The 22,229-nt window shown below is 62.8% G+C and carries 22 protein-coding genes; 13 read left to right on the forward strand and 9 right to left on the reverse strand.

Annotation, left to right across the window (positions count from 1 at the left end; genetic code table 11):
• Positions 1-1,187, reverse strand: a 1,187-nt coding sequence (locus NKH35_RS13155; protein ID WP_352914862.1) for a YcjX family GTP-binding protein, incomplete at its 3' end; no start/stop codon positions are given.
• Between the two features lie 86 nt (positions 1,188-1,273).
• The gene (locus NKH35_RS13160; protein ID WP_023693370.1) at positions 1,274-1,777 is read right to left on the reverse strand and encodes a SixA phosphatase family protein; all 504 of its coding nucleotides are present in this window, start codon (positions 1,775-1,777) and stop codon (positions 1,274-1,276) included.
• Between the two features lie 69 nt (positions 1,778-1,846).
• Between NKH35_RS13160 and NKH35_RS13165 the strand changes: the two genes are divergently transcribed.
• Together NKH35_RS13165 and dksA are read left to right on the forward strand one after the other, a co-directional pair.
• Positions 1,847-2,026, forward strand: coding sequence for a hypothetical protein (locus NKH35_RS13165; protein ID WP_023706174.1), 180 nt, complete (start codon positions 1,847-1,849; stop codon positions 2,024-2,026).
• 5 nt (positions 2,027-2,031) lie between these two features.
• Entirely contained in the window at positions 2,032-2,448 is a 417-nt protein-coding gene (gene dksA, locus NKH35_RS13170; protein ID WP_023673491.1) for an RNA polymerase-binding protein DksA, read from the forward strand.
• A gap of 174 nt (positions 2,449-2,622) precedes the next feature.
• Here the strand turns inward: dksA and NKH35_RS13175 are convergent, their stop codons facing one another.
• Positions 2,623-3,339, reverse strand: coding sequence for a flagellar biosynthetic protein FliO (locus NKH35_RS13175; RefSeq protein WP_023734305.1), 717 nt, complete (start codon positions 3,337-3,339; stop codon positions 2,623-2,625).
• A gap of 205 nt (positions 3,340-3,544) precedes the next feature.
• Between NKH35_RS13175 and cckA the strand changes: the two genes are divergently transcribed.
• Together cckA and NKH35_RS13185 are read left to right on the forward strand one after the other, a co-directional pair.
• On the forward strand, positions 3,545-6,115 hold the full coding sequence (gene cckA / locus NKH35_RS13180) for a cell cycle histidine kinase CckA (RefSeq protein ID WP_023696496.1): 2,571 nt from the start codon (positions 3,545-3,547) through the stop codon (positions 6,113-6,115).
• Positions 6,116-6,199: 84 nt separating this feature from the next.
• The gene (locus NKH35_RS13185; RefSeq protein WP_023734306.1) at positions 6,200-6,910 is read left to right on the forward strand and encodes a purine-nucleoside phosphorylase; all 711 of its coding nucleotides are present in this window, start codon (positions 6,200-6,202) and stop codon (positions 6,908-6,910) included.
• 5 nt (positions 6,911-6,915) lie between these two features.
• On the opposite strand, the gene NKH35_RS13190 is transcribed toward NKH35_RS13185, so the two are convergent.
• Complete coding sequence (locus NKH35_RS13190; RefSeq protein ID WP_023670924.1) at positions 6,916-7,218, reverse strand: ribbon-helix-helix domain-containing protein; 303 nt, start codon at positions 7,216-7,218, stop codon at positions 6,916-6,918.
• Between the two features lie 220 nt (positions 7,219-7,438).
• On the opposite strand from NKH35_RS13190, the gene NKH35_RS13195 reads away from it, so the two are divergent.
• The 3 genes from NKH35_RS13195 (at position 7,439) to NKH35_RS13205 (ending at position 10,062) form a co-directional block, all read left to right on the forward strand.
• Positions 7,439-7,834 (forward strand): VOC family protein, encoded by a 396-nt coding sequence (locus tag NKH35_RS13195; RefSeq protein ID WP_023684616.1) that lies wholly within the window; start codon positions 7,439-7,441, stop codon positions 7,832-7,834.
• An 80-nt stretch (positions 7,835-7,914) separates the two neighbouring features.
• Complete coding sequence (locus NKH35_RS13200; protein WP_023706177.1) at positions 7,915-8,439, forward strand: twin-arginine translocation pathway signal; 525 nt, start codon at positions 7,915-7,917, stop codon at positions 8,437-8,439.
• A 51-nt stretch (positions 8,440-8,490) separates the two neighbouring features.
• A complete protein-coding gene (locus NKH35_RS13205) occupies positions 8,491-10,062 on the forward strand; it encodes a GMC family oxidoreductase (RefSeq protein ID WP_352914865.1) in 1,572 nt (523 codons plus the stop codon).
• 64 nt (positions 10,063-10,126) lie between these two features.
• On the opposite strand, the gene NKH35_RS13210 is transcribed toward NKH35_RS13205, so the two are convergent.
• Together NKH35_RS13210 and NKH35_RS13215 are read right to left on the reverse strand one after the other, a co-directional pair.
• Positions 10,127-12,040, reverse strand: a complete 1,914-nt coding sequence (locus NKH35_RS13210) for a PhoX family protein (protein ID WP_023684619.1) — start codon at positions 12,038-12,040, stop codon at positions 10,127-10,129.
• A 117-nt stretch (positions 12,041-12,157) separates the two neighbouring features.
• Positions 12,158-12,553 (reverse strand): hypothetical protein, encoded by a 396-nt coding sequence (locus NKH35_RS13215; protein WP_023684620.1) that lies wholly within the window; start codon positions 12,551-12,553, stop codon positions 12,158-12,160.
• A gap of 313 nt (positions 12,554-12,866) precedes the next feature.
• Between NKH35_RS13215 and urtA the strand changes: the two genes are divergently transcribed.
• From urtA to NKH35_RS13245, 6 genes are all read left to right on the forward strand, one after another.
• On the forward strand, positions 12,867-14,177 hold the full coding sequence (gene urtA / locus NKH35_RS13220) for an urea ABC transporter substrate-binding protein (protein ID WP_023684621.1): 1,311 nt from the start codon (positions 12,867-12,869) through the stop codon (positions 14,175-14,177).
• 112 nt (positions 14,178-14,289) lie between these two features.
• On the forward strand, positions 14,290-15,906 hold the full coding sequence (gene urtB / locus NKH35_RS13225) for an urea ABC transporter permease subunit UrtB (RefSeq protein WP_023684622.1): 1,617 nt from the start codon (positions 14,290-14,292) through the stop codon (positions 15,904-15,906).
• Complete coding sequence (gene urtC, locus NKH35_RS13230; protein WP_023670933.1) at positions 15,903-17,135, forward strand: urea ABC transporter permease subunit UrtC; 1,233 nt, start codon at positions 15,903-15,905, stop codon at positions 17,133-17,135. Before urtB ends, urtC begins: the two co-directional genes overlap by 4 nt.
• Positions 17,136-17,139: 4 nt before the next feature.
• Positions 17,140-17,886 (forward strand): urea ABC transporter ATP-binding protein UrtD, encoded by a 747-nt coding sequence (gene urtD / locus NKH35_RS13235; protein WP_023696501.1) that lies wholly within the window; start codon positions 17,140-17,142, stop codon positions 17,884-17,886.
• A gap of 69 nt (positions 17,887-17,955) precedes the next feature.
• Entirely contained in the window at positions 17,956-18,651 is a 696-nt protein-coding gene (gene urtE / locus NKH35_RS13240) for an urea ABC transporter ATP-binding subunit UrtE (protein WP_023700798.1), read from the forward strand.
• Between the two features lie 530 nt (positions 18,652-19,181).
• The gene (locus NKH35_RS13245; protein ID WP_023670936.1) at positions 19,182-19,358 is read left to right on the forward strand and encodes a hypothetical protein; all 177 of its coding nucleotides are present in this window, start codon (positions 19,182-19,184) and stop codon (positions 19,356-19,358) included.
• Between the two features lie 92 nt (positions 19,359-19,450).
• Here NKH35_RS13245 and NKH35_RS13250 read toward each other — a convergent pair whose 3' ends face one another.
• The 3 genes from NKH35_RS13250 to NKH35_RS13260 form a co-directional block, all read right to left on the reverse strand.
• Positions 19,451-20,596 carry a GGDEF domain-containing protein gene (locus NKH35_RS13250; protein WP_023688638.1) on the reverse strand — a complete coding sequence of 382 codons (1,146 nt, stop codon included), beginning with the start codon at positions 20,594-20,596 and terminating at the stop codon, positions 19,451-19,453.
• A gap of 322 nt (positions 20,597-20,918) precedes the next feature.
• Positions 20,919-21,722: a DUF72 domain-containing protein gene (locus NKH35_RS13255; RefSeq protein ID WP_023670938.1), complete on the reverse strand. Its 804-nt coding sequence runs from the start codon at positions 21,720-21,722 to the stop codon at positions 20,919-20,921.
• Between the two features lie 28 nt (positions 21,723-21,750).
• On the reverse strand, positions 21,751-22,215 hold the full coding sequence (locus tag NKH35_RS13260; RefSeq protein ID WP_023688637.1) for a GNAT family N-acetyltransferase: 465 nt from the start codon (positions 22,213-22,215) through the stop codon (positions 21,751-21,753).
• Between the last annotated feature and the right edge of the window lie 14 nt (positions 22,216-22,229).

A 22,229-nucleotide genomic window follows, 5' to 3' on the forward strand; every position in this document is an offset into this window, starting at 1 on the left:
GCGCGCCCTTGCGTCCCGGGGCCGTCGGCGGCGGCCCGCCGGCCGGCGAGCGCGACCACGTCTACTGCGCCGCCGTTTAATTGTGCCCCCCCCCCGGCGGGCTCGGCAAGCCGCCGCACGATTGCCTGCAGCCGGTCATGGCTTTCGTGATGCAAATGGTCGGCCTTAGTCGCGGCAACCAGAATGCGGTCGATGCGGCGTGAAAACAGGTCGGTGAGGAAATTGCCTCGGCCAGGACGGAAACAGGAGAGGATTTCGGTCACCGCGCGTTCCAGGTCGGCCATCGCGCCGGGGCCGGCGTTCAGCGCCTGCATGGCGTCGATCACCACGATCTGGCGGTCGAGGCGGGTGATGTGTTCGCGGAAGAACGGTTTCACCACATGCGTCTTGTAGGCCTCGTAGCGGCGCTCCATCATCGCTTGCAGCGAGCCGGACCGCGGCCGTTTCTCACCCTTGAGCAGCAAGGGCGCGAAGGTCAGCGCCGGCGATCCCTCGAGGTCGCCAGGCATCAGGAAACGGCCGGGCGGCAAGGTCGAAAGCGCCCGCTCGTCGAGCTTGCAGGCCTTGAGGTAGGCGGCAAAACTCTCGGCGAGGCGCCGCGCCTTCATCTCGTCGGCGTCGGCATTGGGTTCGATCCTCGCCGACAGCGCCCGCCAGTCCTGCGACAGGTCGGCCCGCACCGGCAGCATCGCCATCTCGAACGCCTCGCGCGAAAAATCTGCGAAGGATTTGCCGAGCAGCGGCAGGTCGAGCAGCCATTCGCCGGGGTAGTCGACGATGTCGACCGACAATCGGCCGCTGGAAAACATCCGGTTCCAACCGGAGGCAGACTCATATTCGATGGTGAGCCTGAGTTCCGAAATGGCGCGCGTCGAGTCCGGCCAGGTGCGGTCGTTGACCAGGGCGGAGATATGGTCCTCGTACTGAAAACGCGGCACGGCATCGTCCGGCTGTTCCTCGAGGAAGGCGCGCGCGATCCGTCCCGACTTCTGTGCCTCGAACAGCGGCAGGCGCCCGCCATGGATGAGATTGTGGACGAGAGCCGAGATGAACACCGTCTTGCCGGCCCGGGACAGGCCGGTGACGCCCAGCCGAAGCGACGGCGAAAAAAGCCCGCTCGCACGCCCCGACAGCGTATCCAGGGCAATTCTCGCTTCGTCGGTGAAAGTGGTCAGCGATGATGCCAAAATCTGTTCTCTCAGGCGTGCTCTTGCGCCCGATATAGGCTTTGCGGTTCAAGTTTGAAATGGCGCCCGGCCTCGGCCGGCTCGGCTCAGAGATCGACGGGCGTCAGGAAGGCTTCGAGGTAGCCCGCGCCTTGCGCAGCCTCCGTGAGGGTGCCGTCGAAGCGCACGACCGCAAGGCCGGAGGTCGGGAAACCATGGTTCATGATGGCCCGAGCAGCCTCGTCGCCGTCGCCCGAGACCGCCATGGCAAGGTCTTCCGTCATCGGATTGTGGCCGATGACCAGCAGCGAGCCGGGGCCGCCATTGCTGCGGATGATGGCGAGGTAGCCGGCGGCATCCTCGCTGTAGAGCGTGTCGAAGAACAGCACCCGGCCGGTATCGGTGTGGCCGGCGATGCCTTCCAGCGTCTGGCGCGCCCGCTTGGCGTTGGAGCAGAGCGTGATATCGGGGATGTAGTTGCGGGCACGCATCGCCGTCCCCATCATTTCGGCATCGGCAATGCCGGATGCGTCGAGCGGGCGATCGAAGTCGCGCACGCCGGGCAGGGCCCAGCCAGCCTTCGCATGCCTCAACAGATACAGTCTGCTCACCGGACCCCCAATGGTGTGCTGCCCACCAATGACACAACTGGATTAGCCACGAGAAAGGCCTGAGGCACAATGGGCGGCGACGCCCAAGCGCAGCGAATCATGTGCGAATTCGCCCGCGCCCTTCCTATGGAAGGCTTTGCTGAGGATCGCCCGCGCGGCATTAACAATTGCGTGAAACGCGCGCGGATTACGCTTGTGCAGCCTTCTCTGCGCGAATATATAGGCGCCAAATTTGGGGTTGTTGGGTGAGTCGAATGAACGATATCGTTACAGCCAATTACGTACCCTCCGAAGACGAGCCGTTCATGAACGAACGGCAGAAATCCTACTTTCGCCTGAAGCTCGTCACCTGGAAGACCGACATACTGCGCGAAGCGCGCGAAACCCTCGAAATCCTGCAGCAGGAAAACGCCAACCATCCCGATCTCGCCGATCGCGCTTCCTCGGAAACCGACCGCGCCATCGAGCTTCGGGCCCGCGACCGCCAGCGCAAGCTCATTTCAAAGATCGATTCGGCGCTGCAGCGCATCGATGAAGGCACTTACGGCTATTGCGAGGAAACCGGCGAGCCGATCGCGCTGAAGCGTCTCGACGCGCGTCCGATCGCGACCTTGTCGATCGAAGCGCAGGAGCGCCACGAACGCCGCGAGAAGGTCTATCGCGACGATTGAGCCGCTGCCGTCAGGCAGGACTGTTTCATCAGAAATGGCCGGGTTTCCCGGCCATTTGTGTTTTTAGCGAAGGGTTTAATCGCACGAAGTTAAAGCGCGTCGCGCTGAAACGGACGACGCGCTTTAAGCGCCGTTCCGATCGGGAAGCGGCAAGATGTGACGGTTCGCCGGGCTTTATCGTTTCTGGCTGGCGAGTTCGCCGAGCAGCTTGGTCATCTCGTCGTCGAGAGACTGCGGTGCCTTCGCAGCCGGCTTGCTTGCCGTTTTGGGGTGCGAATCGTCGAGCGAGACCTCGAGCTCCCGCATCAGGGTATCGTCGATGGACTCATGCTTCGGTGGCGGGGCCTGCCGGGCAGTATTGGCGGCGGAGCCATAGGCCGGCAGCGGTGTCACATTGCTCGCCTGGTAGATTTGAGCCGGTTTCGGCGCCGGTGCGGCCTGGCGCGGCGGAACGGCGGCTGGAGCAGCCCTTACCGGTTGCGGCGGTGGCGCCTGCCTTGCGGGCGCGGTGGGAGCGGGTTGTGCTGCGCGCGGACGCGGCGCCTGTTGCTGCTGGCCAACACCGCCATCGCCGGTCAATGCCGGACGGCGTGGCGCTGCAAGCCTGATATCGCGCTCGACGACGACGTCGGTTGGGCCGCCGATCAAAAGCAGGTGTTCGATGTCGTCGCGACGGATGAGCACCAGCCGGCGGTGGCTGTCGACCGCCGTGGCGTCCATGACCGCCAGCCGTGTCTTGCGGTTCCTGCCGCCGGCAACGAAGGTGCCGAAGGTCAGGTTGCGGACCAGCCTGATGATGATGAGCACGATGACCAGCAGGACAAGGGCAGCAAACGTCCACAGCAGCGCTGCGGCATATCCGGGACCCGCCACATTATCCAGCCACTGCATCGGTGCCCCCAATCGGCTTTTGAAGTGGAGGGACACTAGACCGTTGCGGCCAGCCACCGCAAGTTGCCTTCACGCTTCGTGAACAGCTTGAAAACACCGACGCGTCATTTTTATCCGACATTTGCCGCCAGGGCCTTTTCCGGATTAGGAGAATGTGATTCAACCGGCCGGGGGCGGTGTCGGACAACTCACGAGCAGGGGGCATATGGCCAGGGAAACGCGCGGCGATTTCTATCCGGTACCGATCGTCGATCAGAACACGCGGCCAGGCGCGGTTACCCGGCTCATCGTGTTCATCATCGTCCTGACTGGGGCCGCGATCGTTTTCGGCATTTTCCGCGAGCGTCTTGGCGATCCGTTCCTGCTCGGCATGCTGGGCGTGCTTGCCATGATCGGCGTCGGCTTCCTGTTCGCCACGGCCATCGGCTTCGTGCAGATCGCGCCGCGTTCGACCGGGGACGAACTGTCGAAGGCCTTCGTCGATTCGATGTCGCAGGGCCTGATCGTCACCGACACCAAGGGCCGCGTCGTCTACGCCAACCGGGCCTACGCCGAGATGACCGGTGCTGCGTCGGCCGCCGATCTGAAGACGGTCGAAGGCCTGCTTTCCGATGTCCCCGAAGCTTCGGTGACCATATACCGGCTGGCCTCGGGCTTGCGCGATGGCCAGGCCGGCGACGGTGAGTTCCGGCTGGCACAGTCGATCCGGCCGGGCGCCGAACCCGGCGCGCGCTGGTACCGGGCGCGAGCCCGTACCTTCAGCGTTCCCGGTCAGCGCCTGCCGATGCTTGCCTGGCAACTCGCCGACATCTCGCAGGAACGGGCCGAGCAGGAGCGTTTCTTCCTCGACTTGCAGAAGGCCATCGACCATCTCGACCATGCGCCGGCCGGTTTCTTCTCGGCCGACCAGGAAGGCCGTGTCACCTACATCAACGCCACGCTCGCCGAATGGCTGGGCATCGATCTGGCGAGCTTCACCCCTGGCGCCGTGACACTCCCGGAAATCGTCGCCGGCGATGGCATGGCGCTGGTGCGCTCGGTCAAGGCCGATCCCGGCACCACCCGCAACGCCGTCATCGATCTCGATCTTACGACGACGACCGGCGAGGCGCTGCCGGTGCGCTTCATGCATCGGGTCTCGGCCAGCCGCGAGGGGACCAACGGTCCCACCCGCACCATCGTGCTCAACCGCACGCAGGGCGAGGACGCATCGGCCGATCTTCGGGCTTCGGAGGTACGCTTCACTCGCTTCTTCAATTCGACGCCGATGGCCATTGCCGCCGTCGACAATGGCGGCCGCATCCTGCGCACCAATGCGCCGTTCCTGTCGCTGTTTTCCTCCGTCGTCGACGGCGACGCGGTCGACCGCCGCGTGCGGCTGGACACCGTGATCCACGAGCGCGACCGGCCGGCCTTTGCCGCCGCGTTCGAAAAGGCGCGGCTGAGGCAGGCCGACATCGAGCCGATCGACACGCTGCTGCCCGGCAATGAGGAGCGTCACATCCGCTTCTACGTCAACGCCGTCGCCGACGGCACGGGCGAGGGCGCCGAGGAATCGGCCATCGTCTATGCCGTCGAGACCACCGAGCAGAAGGCGCTCGAGGGCCAGATGGCGCAGAGCCAGAAGATGCAGGCGGTCGGACAGCTCGCCGGCGGCATCGCCCACGACTTCAACAATGTGCTGACCGCCATCATCATGGCGTCGGATCTTTTGCTGACCAATCACCGGCCGTCGGACCCATCCTTCCCCGACATCATGAACATCAAGCAGAATGCCAACCGGGCGGCCTCGCTGGTGCGGCAGTTGCTCGCCTTCTCGCGCAAGCAGACATTGCGGCCGGAAGTGCTGAACCTGACCGACGTGCTTGCCGATCTCCGGATGCTGCTTGCCCGCCTCGTTGGCAACGAGATCAAGCTGAAGGTCGACCACGGCCGCGATTTGTGGCCGGTCAAGGTCGATATCGGCCAGTTCGAGCAGGTGGTGGTCAACCTGGCCGTCAACGCGCGCGACGCCATGCCGGCCGGCGGCGACCTCACCGTGCGCACCCGCAACGTCACCGCCGAACAATGCAAGAGCTTCTCCTACCGCGAGCTCACGCCTACCGACTATGTCGTGGTCGAGGTCGAGGATAGCGGCTCGGGCATTGCCCCGGACGTGCTGAAGAAGATTTTTGAGCCGTTCTTCACCACCAAGGAAGTCGGCAAAGGCACCGGCCTTGGCCTGTCGATGGTCTATGGCATCATCAAGCAGACCGGCGGCTTCATCTTCTGCGATTCCGAAGTCGGCAAGGGCTCGACCTTCCGCATCTTCTTGCCGCGCCATATCGTGGAGGCGAAGAAGCCCGGCGACGTAAGCGAGGCGCCGGCTGCGCCGGTGAAAGCCGCCGACAGCGCCAAGGACCTGTCGGGCTCGGCCACTGTGCTCCTCGTCGAGGACGAAGACGCCGTGCGCATGGGCGGCTCGCGGGCGCTGACCTCGCGCGGCTATACCGTCCATGAGGCCTCCTCGGGCGTCGAGGCGCTGGAAGTCTTCGAGGCGCTCGGCGGCAAAGTCGATATCGTGGTGTCCGACGTGGTGATGCCGGAAATGGACGGACCGACGCTGCTCGGCGAACTGCGCAAGCGCCAGCCCGACATCAAGTTCGTCTTCGTGTCCGGCTATGCGGAAGACGCTTTCGCCAGAAACCTGCCGCCGGACGCGCAATTCGGCTTCCTGCCGAAGCCGTTCTCCCTCAAGCAGCTGGCCACCGTGGTCAAGGATGTGTTGGAGTCTTAGGGCGCCCTAATTCAAAGCTTGCGCAATGACGTGACGCTGCCATGATTGCAGGCGAAACGGGCGGCGGGTATTGGGGAGCATGTCGTGACGCCGCACAACGAGGCTGCCAGGGGTGACTATGCCGCAACGGTGCTGTTACCGGGCGATCCGCAACGCGCCGAGTGGATGGCAAAGACATTTCTTGAGGCACCGCGCTGCGTCAACCGCCGCCGGGGCGCACTCGGCTTCACTGGTCTCTATCGCGGCCGTCCCATCAGCATCCAGGCCACCGGCATCGGTGTCCCGTCTTTCCTGGTCTATGTGCATGAACTCCTGGATGTTCACGGCGTCAAAACGCTGATCCGCACAGGTACCTGCGGCGGCCTGACACCCCGCGTGCCGCTGCGCTCCTTGGTGATCTCGCAGTCGGTGCGCGCCGAAAGCGACCAAAGCGGCCAGGTCTTCGGCCTCTACGATGCTGCCGCCGGGCCCGATCCCGGCCTGTTCGCCCACGCTTTGGCCTGCGCCGCCCAGCTCGGCATCGACCACCAGGCCGGGCTGACCATCTGCAGCGATGTCTTCTACCACCCTGAAGGGCGCGACCGCTTTGCCGAAGCGCAGGCGCTTGGGGCTCTCGCTGTCGATATGGAAACCAGCGCACTCTACCGAATCGCGGCGCATTTCGGCGCCCGCGCGCTGTCGCTGCTGACCGTCGTCGACAACATCGTGACCGGCGAACAGACTGCCTATTCCGAACGTCAGGCGCTGTTCACCGATATGGCGCGGCTCGGGCTCGACGTTGCGGCGGAACGCTAGCTTCCTCAGGCCGCTTCGCGCTTCGGCGTCAGCTCATCCATGTCTGGCCGGTGACCGCGCAGATAAAGCGCGCAGGTGGTACGCAGCATCGACGCGAAGTTGGGAATGGCGCCGTTGATCTCGATCGCCTCGTCATAGAGTTTTGAGATGAACTTCGGCGTCGTCAGGCCCTGGCTGTCGGCAATTTCGTCAAGCAGCGCCCAGAACGTTCCTTCAAGCTGGATACTCGTAGAGTGACCGTCGATGCGGATCGACCGGTTGATCTGTCGATAGCCTTCCGGATCCTGCCCGGCAAAAACCCTGCACATCCTTACCTCCCGATATTGTTGGTTTTGGGCGCAGCGTGTCGCGCCTTCAAGTTGTGGTTGTCCCTGCATGTTCGGCCTTGTGGGCCGAATCGGCAATCGGACTTTCGTCTTTAGGCGCAGGCATAGCAGCGATTGCAAATTTAGCCGTGGTAACCGGCTGCCACCACCTTTCACGCGTGCCGCCCATAATCGCCTCCAACATGCAGCGGCGGAGACTGATTTGGCGAAGGCAATCCATTCCATGATCCGGGTTCTCCAAGAGGCCAGATCCGTCGATTTCTACAGAAACGCTTTCGGGCTCGACGTCGCCGACAGGCTGGATTTCGAGACATTCACGCTGATTTACCTTGCCAACGCCGAAACGGGGTTCGAGCTCGAACTCACCGTGAACAAGGGCCGCACCGAGCCTTATGGGCTTGGCGACGGTTACGGCCATCTGGCGGTCTCGGTGTCCGATCTCGACAGCGAACACGACCGGATCGGCGCGCTCGGCCTCAACCCCAAGAAGATCGTCGAATTCAACCGCGACGGATCGCTGATCGCCCGCTTTTTCTTCATCGAGGACCCCGACGGCTACAAGATCGAGGTTCTGCAGCGTGGAGGGCGCTTCCAGTAGGGGATTATCAGCCGCATTCAGCCGCGCGGCGCCAGCAACGGCGCTGTTCAAGGGAGCAAACAGCAAGCAGGGAGGAACAAATGGTCACGATCTATGACGCGAGGCTCTCACGTCGTGAACTTCTCAAACGCGGCGGCATCGGCGCGTTGCTCGTCATTTCCGGCAGCGCCGTCATCAGCCCTGAAAATGCCTGGGGGCTCGAGACATCGGCGCTCAAGCCCGAAGCCATGGCAACGCTGATCCAGATGGCGCGCGACATCTATCCGCACGATCAGGTGCCCGACAAATACTACGCCATCGCCGTAAAAGGGCATGATGAGCAGGCCGGCAAGGACGCTGCCTACAAGACGATGATCGAAGACGGCATCGCCAACCTCGACAAGAAGTCGGGCGAGGGCGGCTATCGCGGCCTCGGCTGGGAGGAGCAGCGCGTTGCCGTGCTGCAGCAGATCGAGGCGACGCCGTTCTTCCAGTCCATCCGCGGCGGCCTCGTCGTCAGCCTCTACAACCAGCAGGAGGTGTGGCCGATTTTCGGCTACGAGGGCGAATCCTACTCCAAGGGCGGCTACATCGCGCGCGGTTTCGACGACATAGAGTGGCTCTGAGCCCTTCCGTCGTTCTGAAACCCCGCAAACAGGAATTCATGGGAGGAAACCATGGCAGCTTCATTTGATCTCAACAACGACGGCGTGGTCGTGATCATCGGCTCCGGCGCCGGCGGCGGCACGCTCGGCAACGAACTCGCCCAGAAAGGCGTCGATGTCGTCATCCTCGAGGCCGGCGCGCGCCACGAATACGAGGATTTCATCAACGACGAGTGGGGTTCCTTCAGCCAGCTCGCCTGGACGGACAAGCGCACAACCTCAGGCGACTGGCGGGTGTCGAAGAATTTCCCGAATTTGCCGGCCTGGATCGTCAAATCGGTCGGCGGCTCGACCACGCACTGGGCCGGCGCCTCGCTGCGCTTCCAGGAGCATGAGTTCAGGACGCTCTCGACCTACGGCAAGCTGGAAGGCGCCAACCTGCTGGACTGGCCGGTCACATTGGCCGAGATGGAGCCGTACTACGCCAAGGCGGAAGCCAAGATGGGCGTCACCGGCACCAATGGCTGGCCGCGCCTGCCCGGCAACAACAATTTCAAGGTGCTCAAGGCCGGCGCCGACAAGCTCGGCTATAAGGAATGTCATACCGGCAACATGGCAATCAATGCGGTCGAGCGGGACGACCGCAACTCCTGCCAACAGACCGGCTTCTGCTTCCAGGGCTGCAAATGGGGCGCCAAATGGTCGACGCTCTATACCGAGATCCCCAAGGGCGAGGCCACCGGCCATCTCGAAGTCCGGCCGAATGCCATGGCGATCAAGATCAACCACGACGCCTCAGGCAAGGTGACCGGCGTCGTCTATGCCGACAAGGACGGCAAGCTGCAGGAGCAGAAGGCCCGCATCGTTGCCGTCGCCGGCAACTCGATCGAAAGCCCGCGCCTGCTGCTGAACTCCGAGTCAGCGAAGTTTCCGCAAGGGCTTGCCAATTCGTCGGGGCAGGTCGGCAAGAACTACATGCGCCACACCACCGGTTCGGTCTACGCCATTTTCGACCAACCGGTGCGAATGTATCGCGGCACCACCATGGCCGGCATTATCCGCGACGAGGCGCGGCACGATCCCTCACGCGGCTTTGTCGGCGGCTATGAATTCGAGACGCTGTCGCTCGGCTTGCCCTTCATGGCCGCCTTCCTCAATCCCGGCGGCTGGGGCCGTTCCTTCACCACCGCGCTCGACCACTATGATCACATGGCTGGCCTGTGGATCGTCGGCGAGGACATGCCGCGCGCGGAAAACCGCGTCACGCTGCACAAGGACGAGAAGGACGCGCACGGCATGCCGATCGCCGACGTGCATTTCGATGATCATCCCAACGACACGGCGATGCGCAACCATGCCTACAAGCAGGCCACAGCGCTTTACGATGCGGTCGGCGCGACGCGCTCCTTCCCGACGCCGCCCTATCCCTCAACCCACAATCTCGGCACCAACCGGATGAGCGAAAAGGCGGAAGACGGCGTCGTCAACAAGCACGGCCAGGCGCACGACATCAAGAACCTGTTCGTGTCGGACGGCAGCCAGTTCACGACCGGTGCGGCTGAAAATCCGACGCTGACGATCGTGTCGCTGGCTATCCGCCAGGCCGAATACATCGCTTCGCAAATGTCGGCCAAGACGATCTGAGCCGTCCTCCCGGATCGCTACGCGGAACGCGCATGGCGCGTTCCGCCTTTTTCACTAGGACTCACTATGCGCCGACCGGCTGTCCGTCCCTGCGGCGGATGGCGACGACGGAAGGTCGCGGCAACTGGCCGTCTTTGAAATCGGGCCATAGCGTCTGCGCCTTGTCGAGCGTCTCGGCATCTTCCGCAGGGTGCTGCACCGACAGGAACAAAGTCGTGCCGTCCGGCGTGAAGCACGGGCCGGTCGCTTCGGCGCCGTGCGGGCAGGTGAACAGCAGCTTCGGCAGGCCGCGCGCCGCACCTTCGGTGTCGACGCCATAGACGCCGTCCGGCAGGTCGAAATCATTGGCGCCGTCCGTCGCCACCCACAGCCGCCCCGCCGGGTCGAAGGTGATGTTGTCGGGGCAGACGAACCAGCCATTGTCCGACGTGTCCGGATGAAAAGTGGCGCCGACCTTGGCATCTTTCGGGTTGCCGCAGAGCACGAACAGGTCCCAGGCATACTTTTCCGCCGTGTGGTCGGCATCCGCGCCGCGGCCGCCGGGCGGGATCAGTTCGACAATATGGCCCCAGAGATTTTCCGGCCGCGTGTTGGCCGGATTGACCTTTGACTGGTCGCGCTTCTTGTTCTTGGTCATCACCGCATAGACGCGGCCGGTCACCGGATTGGTCTCGATGTCCTCGGGCCGGTCCATCGGCGTGGCGCCGAGCGCATCTGCCGCAAACCGCGTCTTCAACAGCACCTCGGCCTGGTCGGCAAAACCGTTCTCGACGGTAAGCTTGCCCTGGCCGTGCACCAACGGCAGCCACGTCATCGAGCCATCGGCATCGAAGCGGGCGACCGACAGCACGCCATCGTCGAGCAGATCGGCGCCGGAGGCCGGGTTGGCCTTGTCATAGGCCTTGGCCGAGACGAAGCGGTACATATATTCGAAATAGTCGTCGTCACCCATATAGACGACAACGCGGCCGTCCTTGTTGAGGACCACGGTCGAGGCCTCATGCGACATGCGGCCAAGTGCCGTGCGCTTCACCGGCCTGGACTGAGGATCGTAAGGGTCGATCTCGACCACCCAGTCGAAGCGGTTGGCCTCGTTCGGTTCCTTGTCGAGGTTGAAGCGGTCATGGAAGCGGCCGCGGCCATAGATGTCGGAGCCGTCGAAGCCGTAACGGTCGAGCAGGTCGGCAGTCGGCGCCTTTTTCGGGTCGCCGCCGAAAATGTCGGACACGCCTTCCTCGCAGGTCAGCACCGTACCCCAGGGGGTGAAACCGCCGCTGCAATTATAGCTGGTGCCGAGCACTTTCGTGCCAGTCGGGTCGGCCGAAGTTTTCATCAGCGCATGGCCGGCAACCGGTCCGGAAACGGTCATTTCGGTGTTGGCGGTGATGCGGCGGTTGAGCGGGCTGTCCGCCACGGTTTCCCACTTGCCGTCCTTCACCTGCACCTCGAGGATCGAATGGCCCATCGCGGCCATGCCGAGATTGACCTGTTCCCTGGTCATCGTCTTGCCGGCATCGCCCTCGGTCATCCCCGGAAACATCACATTGGGCGAGATGTATTCGTTGTTGACGCAGAGCAGGCCATGATCGGAATTCACCGTGCCCTTGGGCAGCGGCATGAAGGCGATGTAGTCGCAATTGTAGCCGAAGCGCTTTTCCTGTTCCTCCGCCGCGACCTTGTTGCCGTCGAATTCGGCGAGGCCGGCTGCAAGCGGGTCGCCCCAGCGCGCGACGATGGTCGTCTCATAGCCTTCGGCGGCGGCATGGGTCTTGTCGTAGACCCGCTTCAGCTCGGGAAAGCCGAGCGTCGACTGCGCTGCGGCGGCATGCGTTTCGCCGGCAAACAAGGAGCCGACAAAGCTGCCGCCGGCAATCAGCGCGCCGGAGGCGAGGCTGCCTTTCAAAAGAGACCGGCGCGAGACGCGCTCGGCAATGATTTCGCGGATGACGGGGGAGGATGAAGACGGTGTATTGGCCATGGTGTCTGCCTCTCAGGGTGGATGTTACGGCGCACCGTTGCCCTAGTCTGCTTAGGCAACATTCACATGACATAAGAGGAAGGTTTTGCCGCAACGGGGCGCGGCACTACGCATCGCTCAGCCCTTGGTGCAGGTCGAGGCGGTGAAGGCGCCGTCGGGCTGCTTCAGAATGATGTCGAATGACGGGGCGGTCTCGCCGTCCAGTGTTGCCTGTGTCATGGAGACGGAGTTGCCACCGGTGGTATAGCCGCCCAGCGGCCCGAGCCAGGTGATCTCGCCATTGGCGTTCATCTGATAGTTGTAGCCTTGCAGCGCCGTTCCGAACGTCACCGGGCCGGTATAGACATTGCCCTTGATAGTGATGTCGCCGAGGTTGAGGAAGGCGCCGAGCAAATAGACCTCGCAATGATAGGTGCCGTCAGGAAGTTTGCCCTCGCTGAAATCGGCGCGCGCGGCGCCGCTCGTTGCCATCAGCAGCAGGATGCAGGAAATGCGTGAGATGCGAGATGTCATGACGTCTCTCTTTTGAAGGGCGAGCTTGCCCTATTTTTGCGCGGTGCCGCAACATTGTTCGCCCGGAACCCACGGCCGGAGATCAAAAACTAGGCATTTGTCTCAATTGGGCGAAAATTAGGCAAAAGTGGTGTGCGCTGCGCAAATTTGCCTCAATCAATTTTTACCGGCTGCCTTTTTGTTTCTCCAGGCTAATATACCAACCGGCTGATAACGCTCGGCTATTCCATCTTTGTGAGCGGCGCCTTCGCGTTTGGCACGGCAGTTGCTTTGCATTGTCGCGGTGCAATCAAACAGCTTGGGAGTCTTCGGTATGAGGGGTAATTTCTCCACAATAACAAAAATGTTTTCGGCGGGCGTGATCGCCGCCGGCCTGTCGATGTCGTCTCCGGCCAAGGCCGCCGAAGACACGATCAAGGTCGGCATTCTGCATTCGCTATCGGGGACCATGGCGATTTCGGAGACGACGCTGAAAGACGCCATGCTGATGCTCATCGAAGAGCAGAATGCCAAGGGCGGTCTGCTCGGCAAGAAGCTCGAGGCGGTCGTTGTCGATCCGGCCTCCAACTGGCCGCTCTTTGCCGAAAAGGCGCGCGAGCTGATCTCGAAGGACAAGGTCGCCGCCGTGTTCGGCTGCTGGACCTCGGTGTCGCGCAAATCGGTGTTGCCGGTGTTCTCGGAACTCGACAACATCCTGTTCTACCCCGTCCAGTATGAGGGCGAGGAAAGCGAGCGCAACGTGTTCTACACCGGCGCCGCCCCGAACCAGCAGGCGATTCCTGCCGTCGATTATCTCATGAGCGAGGACGGTGGCTCGGTGAAGCGCTGGGTGCTGGAAGGCACCGACTACGTCTATCCCCGAACCACCAACAAAATCCTCGAGGCCTATCTGAAGGCCAAGGGCGTCGCCGCCGAAGACATCATGGTCAACTACACGCCGTTCGGCTTCTCCGACTGGCAGACCGAAGTCTCCGCAATCAAGAAATTCGGCTCGGCCGGCAAGAAGACCGCCGTCGTCTCGACCGTCAATGGCGACGCCAACGTTCCGTTCTACAAGGAACTCGGCAACCAGGGCATCAAGGCCGAGGACATCCCGGTCATGGCCTTTTCGGTCGGTGAGGAAGAACTGGCCGGTCTCGATACCGCGCCGCTGGTCGGCCATCTCGCTGCCTGGAACTATTTCGAGAGCGTCGACACACCCGAAAACAAGAAGTTCATCGCCGACTGGCACAAGTTCATCAAGAATGACAAGCGCACCACCAACGACCCGATGGAAGCTCACTATATCGGCTTCAACATGTGGGTGAAGGCGGTCGAAAAGGCTGGCACCACCGATCCCGACAAGGTCATCGACGCCATGGTCGGCGTGTCCGTGCCGAACCTCACCGGCGGCTATTCGACCATGATGCCGAACCATCACATCACCAAGCCGGTGCTGATCGGCGAGATCCAGGCCGACGGCCAGTTCGAGACCGTGTCGCAGACGCCCGGCCTCGTGATGGGCGACGAATGGTCCGACTATCTGCCCGATTCCAAGGACCTGATTTCGGATTGGCGCGCGCCTCTGTCCTGCGGCAACTTCAACGTTGCCACCGGCAAATGCGGCGGCAAGGGCACGAACTGATCCCTCCCGGGACTGACCGATCGTGGACGCGTCCACGATCGGTACCGCCAAGCGTCCGGGCGCTTCAGCCCGCCCGGACGCGGAATTTCCCCACAGAAGAGTATCTGAACGGATGATCCTGTTGCGCACTCTCGGCCTCATGCTGGTGTTCCTGGTGGCAAGCCTATTGCCGTCGAACGCAGCCGAAGCCGATCTGCGCGCCATCGTCGCCAAATTCGCCACGGGCACGGGCTTTGCCGCCACTGAGGCCGTCGTGCGCGAACTTGCCGCCACCGGCGATCCGCTGGTTGAACGGCCGCTTGCAGCGCTCGCCGAAGGCAACCTTTACATCCGTAAAGCCGATTCAGCCGTCTTCGTCGGCAGTGAGGCCGCCGACAGCGTCACGCTGCTCGACCCGCTGAGTGGCGAGAAAGCCGGCGACGCCCCCAAGGCCGACATCACGAAGATCAAGGTCAACAACACGCTGCGTCGTGTCATCCGAGATGCGCTGGGAACGCTGACGTTGCGCGCGAAAGATCCTTCTGTCCGCATCGCCGCCGCCGACACCATGTTCAAGACCCCCGATGCCGCCAATATCGAGCCGCTCGATGCAGCCATCGCCGCCGAGACCGACGCCAAGGTCAAGGCATTGTTCGAACAGGCGCGCGCGGCATCGGTGCTGGTCTCCGACAAGCCGGAGGCCGACAAGCTTGCCGCCATTGCCCTGATCGGCGCGCGCGGCGACCGCGACGCGGTCTCGCTGCTCACCGCGGTCGAGGCCAATGCGCAAGGCGCGGTCAAGGATGCCGCGACGGCGGCAATCGCCAGCATCAATTCGAGCCTGGCGCTGTGGGATGCCGGCCAGAACATATGGTACGGCATCTCGCTTGGCTCGGTGCTGCTGCTGGCCGCCATCGGTCTCGCCATCACCTTCGGCGTCATGGGCGTCATCAACATGGCGCATGGCGAGATGGTGATGCTCGGCGCCTACACCACCTTCGTCGTCCAGCAGGTGATCCGAACCTCATTCCCCGGCCTGTTCGACTGGTCGCTGGTGATCGCGCTGCCGCTCGCCTTCCTGGTTGCCGCTTCCGTCGGCCTGATCATCGAGCGCGGCGTCATCCGTTTCCTCTACGGCCGGCCGCTGGAAACGCTGCTCGCAACCTGGGGCGTCTCGCTTGTCCTGCAGCAGGCGGTGCGCTCGATCTTCGGACCGACCAACCAGGAGGTCGGCAACCCCTCCTGGATGTCGGGATCGTTCGATGTCGGCCAACTCGCCGTCACCTGGAACCGCCTCTGGATCCTGGTCTTCGCGCTCACCGTCTTCGGCGTGCTGCTCTTTGTTATGAAGCGCACGCCCTGGGGCCTTCAGATGCGCGCCGTCACCGCCAACCGCCGCATGGCCGCCTCGATGGGCATCAGGACGCCTTGGGTCGATGCGCTGACCTTTGCGCTCGGCTCCGGCATTGCCGGCATTGCCGGCGTCGCGCTCAGCCAGATCGACAATGTCTCGCCCAATCTCGGCCGCGGCTACATCATCGACAGCTTCATGGTCGTGGTCTTCGGCGGCGTCGGCAATCTCTGGGGCACGCTGGTCGGCGCCTTCTCGCTCGGCATCGTCAACAAGGTTCTCGAACCCTATGCTGGCGCGGTGCTCGGCAAGATCGTCGTGCTGGTGCTGATCATCCTGTTCATCCAGAAGCGCCCGCGCGGCCTGTTCGCGCTCAAGGGCAGGGCGGTGGAAACATGATCACGGGACGCTTCTTCGCCGCGGGTGCCGACCGTCGCATCGCCATCACTATTTTCATCCTGCTGACGGCCGCCATTATCGTGCCGCTGCTCAACCTCGCAGTGTCGCCGCAAAGCGCGTTCTATATTCCGTCCTACATCGTCGCGTTGACGGGCAAGTACCTCTGCTATGCATTGCTTGCCTTGGCGCTCGATCTCGTCTGGGGCTATTGCGGCATCCTCTCGCTCGGCCATGGCGCCTTCTTCGCCCTCGGCGGCTATGCGATGGGCATGTACCTCATGCGCCAGATCGGCTCGCGCGGCGTTTACGGCAATCCGATCCTGCCCGATTTCATGGTGTTCCTGAACTACAAGGAATTGCCCTGGTTCTGGACCGGTTTCGACCACTTCTGGTTCGCCGCCATCATGGTGCTGGCGGTGCCCGGCCTGCTCGCCTTCGTCTTCGGCTGGTTCGCCTTCCGCAGCCGCGTCACCGGCGTCTATCTCTCCATCATCACCCAGGCGATGACCTACGCGCTGCTGCTCGCCTTCTTCCGCAACGACATGGGTTTCGGCGGCAACAACGGCTTGACCGATTTCAAGGATATTCTGGGCTTCAACGTGCAGGCCGACGCCACCCGCTCGGCCCTGTTTGCCGCCAGCGCCATCATACTCGCGCTCGCCGTCTTCATCACCTGGGCGATCGTCGGCTCCAAATACGGCAAGCTGCTAATGGCGGTGCGCGACGCCGAGAGCCGCACCCGCTTCCTCGGCTGGCGGGCGGAGAACGTGAAGCTGTTTGCCTTCACCGTCTCGGCTGTCATGGCCGGCATCGCCGGCGCGCTCTATGTGCCGCAGGTCGGTATCATCAATCCCGGCGAATTCGAGCCGTCCAATTCCATCGAAGTCGTGATCTGGGCAGCCGTCGGTGGGCGCGGCACCATTGTCGGCCCGATCGTCGGCGCGCTGCTGGTCAATGCCGGCAAATCCTGGTTCACCGGCCTGCTGCCGGAGTTCTGGCTGTTTGCGCTCGGCGGCCTGTTCGTCGCCGTAACCCTGTTCCTGCCCAAGGGCATCGTCGGCATGTGGGATTCCTGGCGCGGTAACGCTCGGGCGATGCGGGCTGCAGCGATTGCAGAGGAAGCGGGCACAGACCCTGATGCCCCGCCGCCATCGAAGATCGTGCGCAGCGCAGCAACAACGCCCGGTGCCTGGTCCGCGTCCGGGCCTGAACCGCAGCCGGCGGAATAGAGCGATGTCGAAGTCCAACACCATCCTCTATCTCGACGGCGTCTCGGTCTCCTTCGACGGTTTCCGCGCCATCAACAATCTGTCGCTGGTGCTCGACAAGGGCGAGATGCGCGCCATCATCGGTCCCAACGGCGCCGGCAAGACGACGATGATGGACATCGTCACCGGCAAGACCCGGCCCGACGAGGGCGAAGTGTTCTTCGACGGCCAGGTCGATCTGACCCGGCACGACGAGGCGGAGATCGCCATGATGGGCATCGGCCGCAAATTCCAGAAGCCGACCGTCTTCGAAAGCCACAGCGTCGAAGACAATCTGATGCTGGCGCTGAAGGGCCCGCGCTCGATCTTTCCGGCGCTGTTCCATCGCCGCTCGGCCGCCGAAGCCAGACAGATCGACGACATCCTCGGCATCATCCGGCTGGGCGACAAGCGCCACGATCTGGCAGCCAATCTCAGCCATGGCCAGAAACAGTGGCTGGAGATCGGCATGCTGCTGGCGCAGGACCCGAAGCTGCTTTTGGTTGACGAGCCGGTCGCAGGGATGACCGATGCCGAGACCGAGGAAACCGCGCGGCTGCTCAAGGACATAGCGCGCGACCATTCGGTCATCGTCGTCGAGCACGACATGCATTTCGTGCGCGAACTCGGCGTCAAGGTCACCTGCCTGCATGAGGGCTCGGTGCTGTCGGAAGGCTCGCTCGATTTCGTCTCGGCCGACGAGCGGGTCGTCGAAGTTTATCTCGGGAGATGAGCATGGTCTGGCGGGTGCAATTCCATCGCTTCGACTTTTCGTTCCTCCGCTTCTGGAGAAGGCGCTGACATGCTCGAAGTTTCCAACGCCACGCTCCATTACGGCGCTGCTCAGGCGTTGCGCGGTGTGTCGCTGACGGCGGGTGCCGGCAAGATCACCTGCGTGCTCGGCCGCAACGGCGTCGGCAAGACCAGTTTGATGAGATCGATCGTCGGCCACCACCGGCTGACGAGCGGAAGCGTTGCCTTCGAGGGGAAGGCGCTCGACCGGAGCGCGGCGTATGATCGCGCCCGGTCGGGCATCGCATTCATACCGCAGGGCAGGGAGATCTTTCCGCTGCTGACGGTGCGCGAAAACCTGGAGTCCGGCTTTGCGCCGTTGAAGCGCGCCGACCGCAACGTGCCGGCGCATGTCTTCGAACTGTTTCCGGTGCTGAAGCAGATGCTGGGGCGGCGCGGCGGCGATCTCTCAGGCGGCCAGCAGCAGCAGCTCGCCATCGGCCGGGCGCTCGTCATGCGGCCGAAACTGCTGGTGCTCGACGAGCCGACCGAAGGCATCCAGCCCTCGATCATCAAGGACATCGGCCGCGCCATCCGCTATTTGCGCGATCAGGCCGGCATTGCGGTGCTTCTGGTCGAGCAATATCTCGATTTCTGCCGCGAGCTCGCCGACGAGGTCAACATCATGGACCGCGGCCAGATCGTCCACACCGGCCCGGCCGAAGATCTCGACCGGGCGGACGTCAGGAAGTTTCTGACGGTTTAACGCAGGTCGACGGCTGCACGGATCGTACACGTCGAAGATTGGCTGAAATGCCCACAATCACTTCGTCATTCTAGGGCGGAGCAAGGAGCGGAGCGACGCGCGCAGACCCTAGAATCCATGCCGCGACATCAGCCAAAGAGTGCCGCGATGCAGAACAAGATCGCTTCTGCGGCACATTGGCCATTCCACATTCTGCACCGTTAATGACGCTTCTTCGTCCCGGCATGGATCCCTGGGTCTTCGCTCCGCTTCGCGTCGCTACGCCCAAGGATGATGAAGTCGCGAAGGTCCGCACCCGTTGCGTCGGACTTTCGTCCGAGGCCGCCACACTCTGGCACGCCGAATACTACATGCTAGTCTTTCCTAGGCCTCGGTGAGTCGGCCGCTTCCGTATCAGTCTGGTTCTGTAGCAGATCGAGGGAATATGCTGGCTCAGCCTGCAAGTTCCACGCAAGCAAGCCACCCTAGCTTCCCTCGCAGTTCTGATTGTCGGTCAATGCGTTCAGATAATCTTGCCAGGAGAATGGGCTATGGAACGGTTCGTCGAGGACCACCAGAAACGACGGCTGACAGAGCGTGTCGACATCATCACCGCCATCAACATTCTGCGCTCGCAAGGCTACCAGCAGGATGAGCTGATCGGCGAAATCACCAAGGTTTTCTACGTCGACCTCGACACTTACAACGAGATCGTCATAGCGGCCTAAAAGCGCGTCGCGCCTGAACGGCCTCATGCGACGCGCTTTGGGGTGTTGTTTTACGTGTGGTGAGGTTCAGGCCGGCTGAATATCAGCCCAGCCTACCCGGCGCGCCGGAAGGCGAGCACACGGTTGCGGCCGCCGCGCTTGGCGCCGTAAAGCGCTTTGTCGGCGGCGCTGAGCACCTTGTCGAATTTGGTGCCGCCCTCGCTGCCGAAGGCGTAGCCGGCGCTGACCGTGCAGGACAGCAGGCGGGTCTCGGTATCGATCCGGCGCATGGCAAAACTGGCCCGGATCCGCTCGGCTATGAATTCCACCTTTTCAGGCAAGGTGCGATCGAGCACCAATGCAAATTCCTCTCCGCCCATGCGCGCGGCGACATCGCCCGGCTGGAGATTGGCGGTCAAATCCTTGGCGAACAGTTTCAGCACCTCGTCGCCGGTGGCATGGCCGAACTCGTCATTTATCGCCTTGAAGCCGTCGAGATCGAACACGATCACGGCGGTGAAGGACCGGACAGGTGTTTTGCCGTGCAGATCGAACAAAGCGCGCCGGTTGAGCAGTCCGGTCAGCGGATCGGTCAGCGCTTCGCGGCGATGATACTGCGCCAGGCGTCCCTGGTTGAGCGCCAGCGAGAGCGCGCCGATGCCGGTCATGCACGCGATGACGACGATGAGGCTGAAATCCTCGGCCCAGTTGCTCGGCGCATGGCCAAGCACCAGCCTGCCATCCCAGACAAGTGCACCGGAGCACAGCACGAAGGAAATTGCGGTGGCTGTGTAGAGCCCGGCAATGCCGAGGATCGGGGCAGGGAATTCGGTGCGGCCCTTCCAGTATTCATAGGCCGTCGCAAACAAAAGCAGCGCGGCGAAGGCATTCTCCAGCATGAAGCCCAGCCCGTCATAGCCAAGCGCCATCGGCGGCAAGGCGACTGCCAGCGAGACGCCGGCGCCGACAGCAATGCGGGGCAGCGGTGACCTCCCTGTCGTGAACTGATGGGCAGCGCCCAGCATGGTCGCGAAGCCGAGCAGCAGGAACGTGAAGCTGGCGAGGCCGAGCAGGCGTCCGGGCGCGTCGATATAGGCCTGGTAGGCGAAGACGTCGGCGACGATCAGAAGCACGCTGACCGCCCAGGTCAGCAGGAATTTTTCCGAGCGCGCGGTAAGCCAAATGCCGAACAGCGTCAGGCCGAGGCAAGCGGCGGAAAACCCGACAGCCAACAGAAGGGAACTGTAGTCGAGCGACATGCCCTCGTCCTTGCGCGCGGCGGCCGGCCTATAGAAAGGACCCGCACCGGATTTATGCAGGAAGGAGGTATCGATAAGGTTACGATGCGCATAAGCTATCACGCTTCTGTTGATCGTAGCAATTCTGGGTTGAAACCCTTTTCAAGGGAAAGCGCTACCCGGATTTCCGGGAAAACCGGTCCGCACTTTTCCTGGAATTGCTCCTAATGCATGTCGCCCAGAAGTGTGCCGCGGTTCTGGGACAACGGCATGCATCAAGACAAAGACTTAAGACTTAAATCGCGCCGTATGAATCCGTTTCAGCGCGACGCGCTTTAACCGATCAGCTCACTCGCTTCATCAGCGCCATGGCGCCGAACGGCGCGCGCACCTTGCCCTCGGTGATGAAGTAGACGAACACGTCGCGCGGTTTCACCGGCGCGTCGAAAGTCGGATCGGCGCGCCGCAGATCGGCCGGCTGCTTGCCTTGCGCCCAGGTCTTCACCCGCGCTGCCCATTCGTCCAGGCCCTTCGGCGTATAGCAATCCGGATTGTCGTCGCTGCCGGTCTGCAGCCGCGCATAGATAAAATCGCCGGTGATGTCGGCGATACCAGGATATTTGGCATGGTCGGCATAGACGATCGCCGCCTTGTATTTGCGCGCCAGGCCCACAAATTCCGGCACGCTGAAACTGTCGTTGCGCACTTCCAGCGCATGGCGCAGCGCCACGCCATCCTGCTTTTCCGGCAGCAGCTTCAGGAAGGCCTCGAAATCGTCGGCGTCGAACTTTTTCGTCGGCGCGAACTGCCAAAGAATCGGGCCCAGCTTGTCGCCCAGCGCGGCAATGCCGGAGCCGAGGAAGCGCGTCATGGACTCGCCGGCTTCGCCAAGCACGCGCCGGTTGGTGACGAAGCGATTGCCCTTCAGCGAATAGACGAAACCGTCCGGCGCCTCGCCCGCCCATTTGACGAAGGTCGGCTCCTTGAAGCTGGAATAGTAGGTGCCATTGACCTCGATGCTCGGTACCTGGCGGGTGGCGTAACTTAGCTGTTTGGCCTTGGAAAGCTTGTCCGGGTAGAAAGACGTATCCCAGGGTTCGAAAGTCCAGCCGCCCATCCCGGCGCGGATTGTTCCTTGGCTGATCATCGTCTTCCTCCCAGTTCTAAAAATGCGGTCAGGCTATTTTTCCAATCGGTTTGATCATGTCGACCACGGTCCATCCGGGACGGTGGGGATTGGCTCGGCGGCCCGTTTCGTGGAAGCCATAGGCCGTATAGATCTCGATGTTCCGCTCCATGCGCGAATTGGTGTAGAGCCGCACCTCCGGCACACCCCATAGCCGCGCCTGTTCCTGGGCGAAGTCGAGCAGCGCGGTGCCGAGTTTCCTGCCCTGGAAAGCGGGGGAGACCGCGACGCTGAAGATCATCGCATGATCGGGATGGCGCTCAATAACGATCAGCCCGGCGAGTTCCGCGCCGCTCTCCAAGAGCCAGACCTCGCCACGCTCGATGCGTGGCGCATAGTCTTCGGTGACTGGGAGCGGCGGCGCGCCTAACAGGGGCGTGTAGTGCTCATAGGCGGTCTGCGTCAGCGAGACGACTGCGTCGAGATCACCGGCAAGCGCCTGTCGGACTGTCATTCAAAGCTCTCCAG

The sequence above is a fragment of the Mesorhizobium sp. M1143 genome, from assembly GCF_040318435.1.
In the GTDB taxonomy this organism is placed as follows: domain Bacteria; phylum Pseudomonadota; class Alphaproteobacteria; order Rhizobiales; family Rhizobiaceae; genus Mesorhizobium.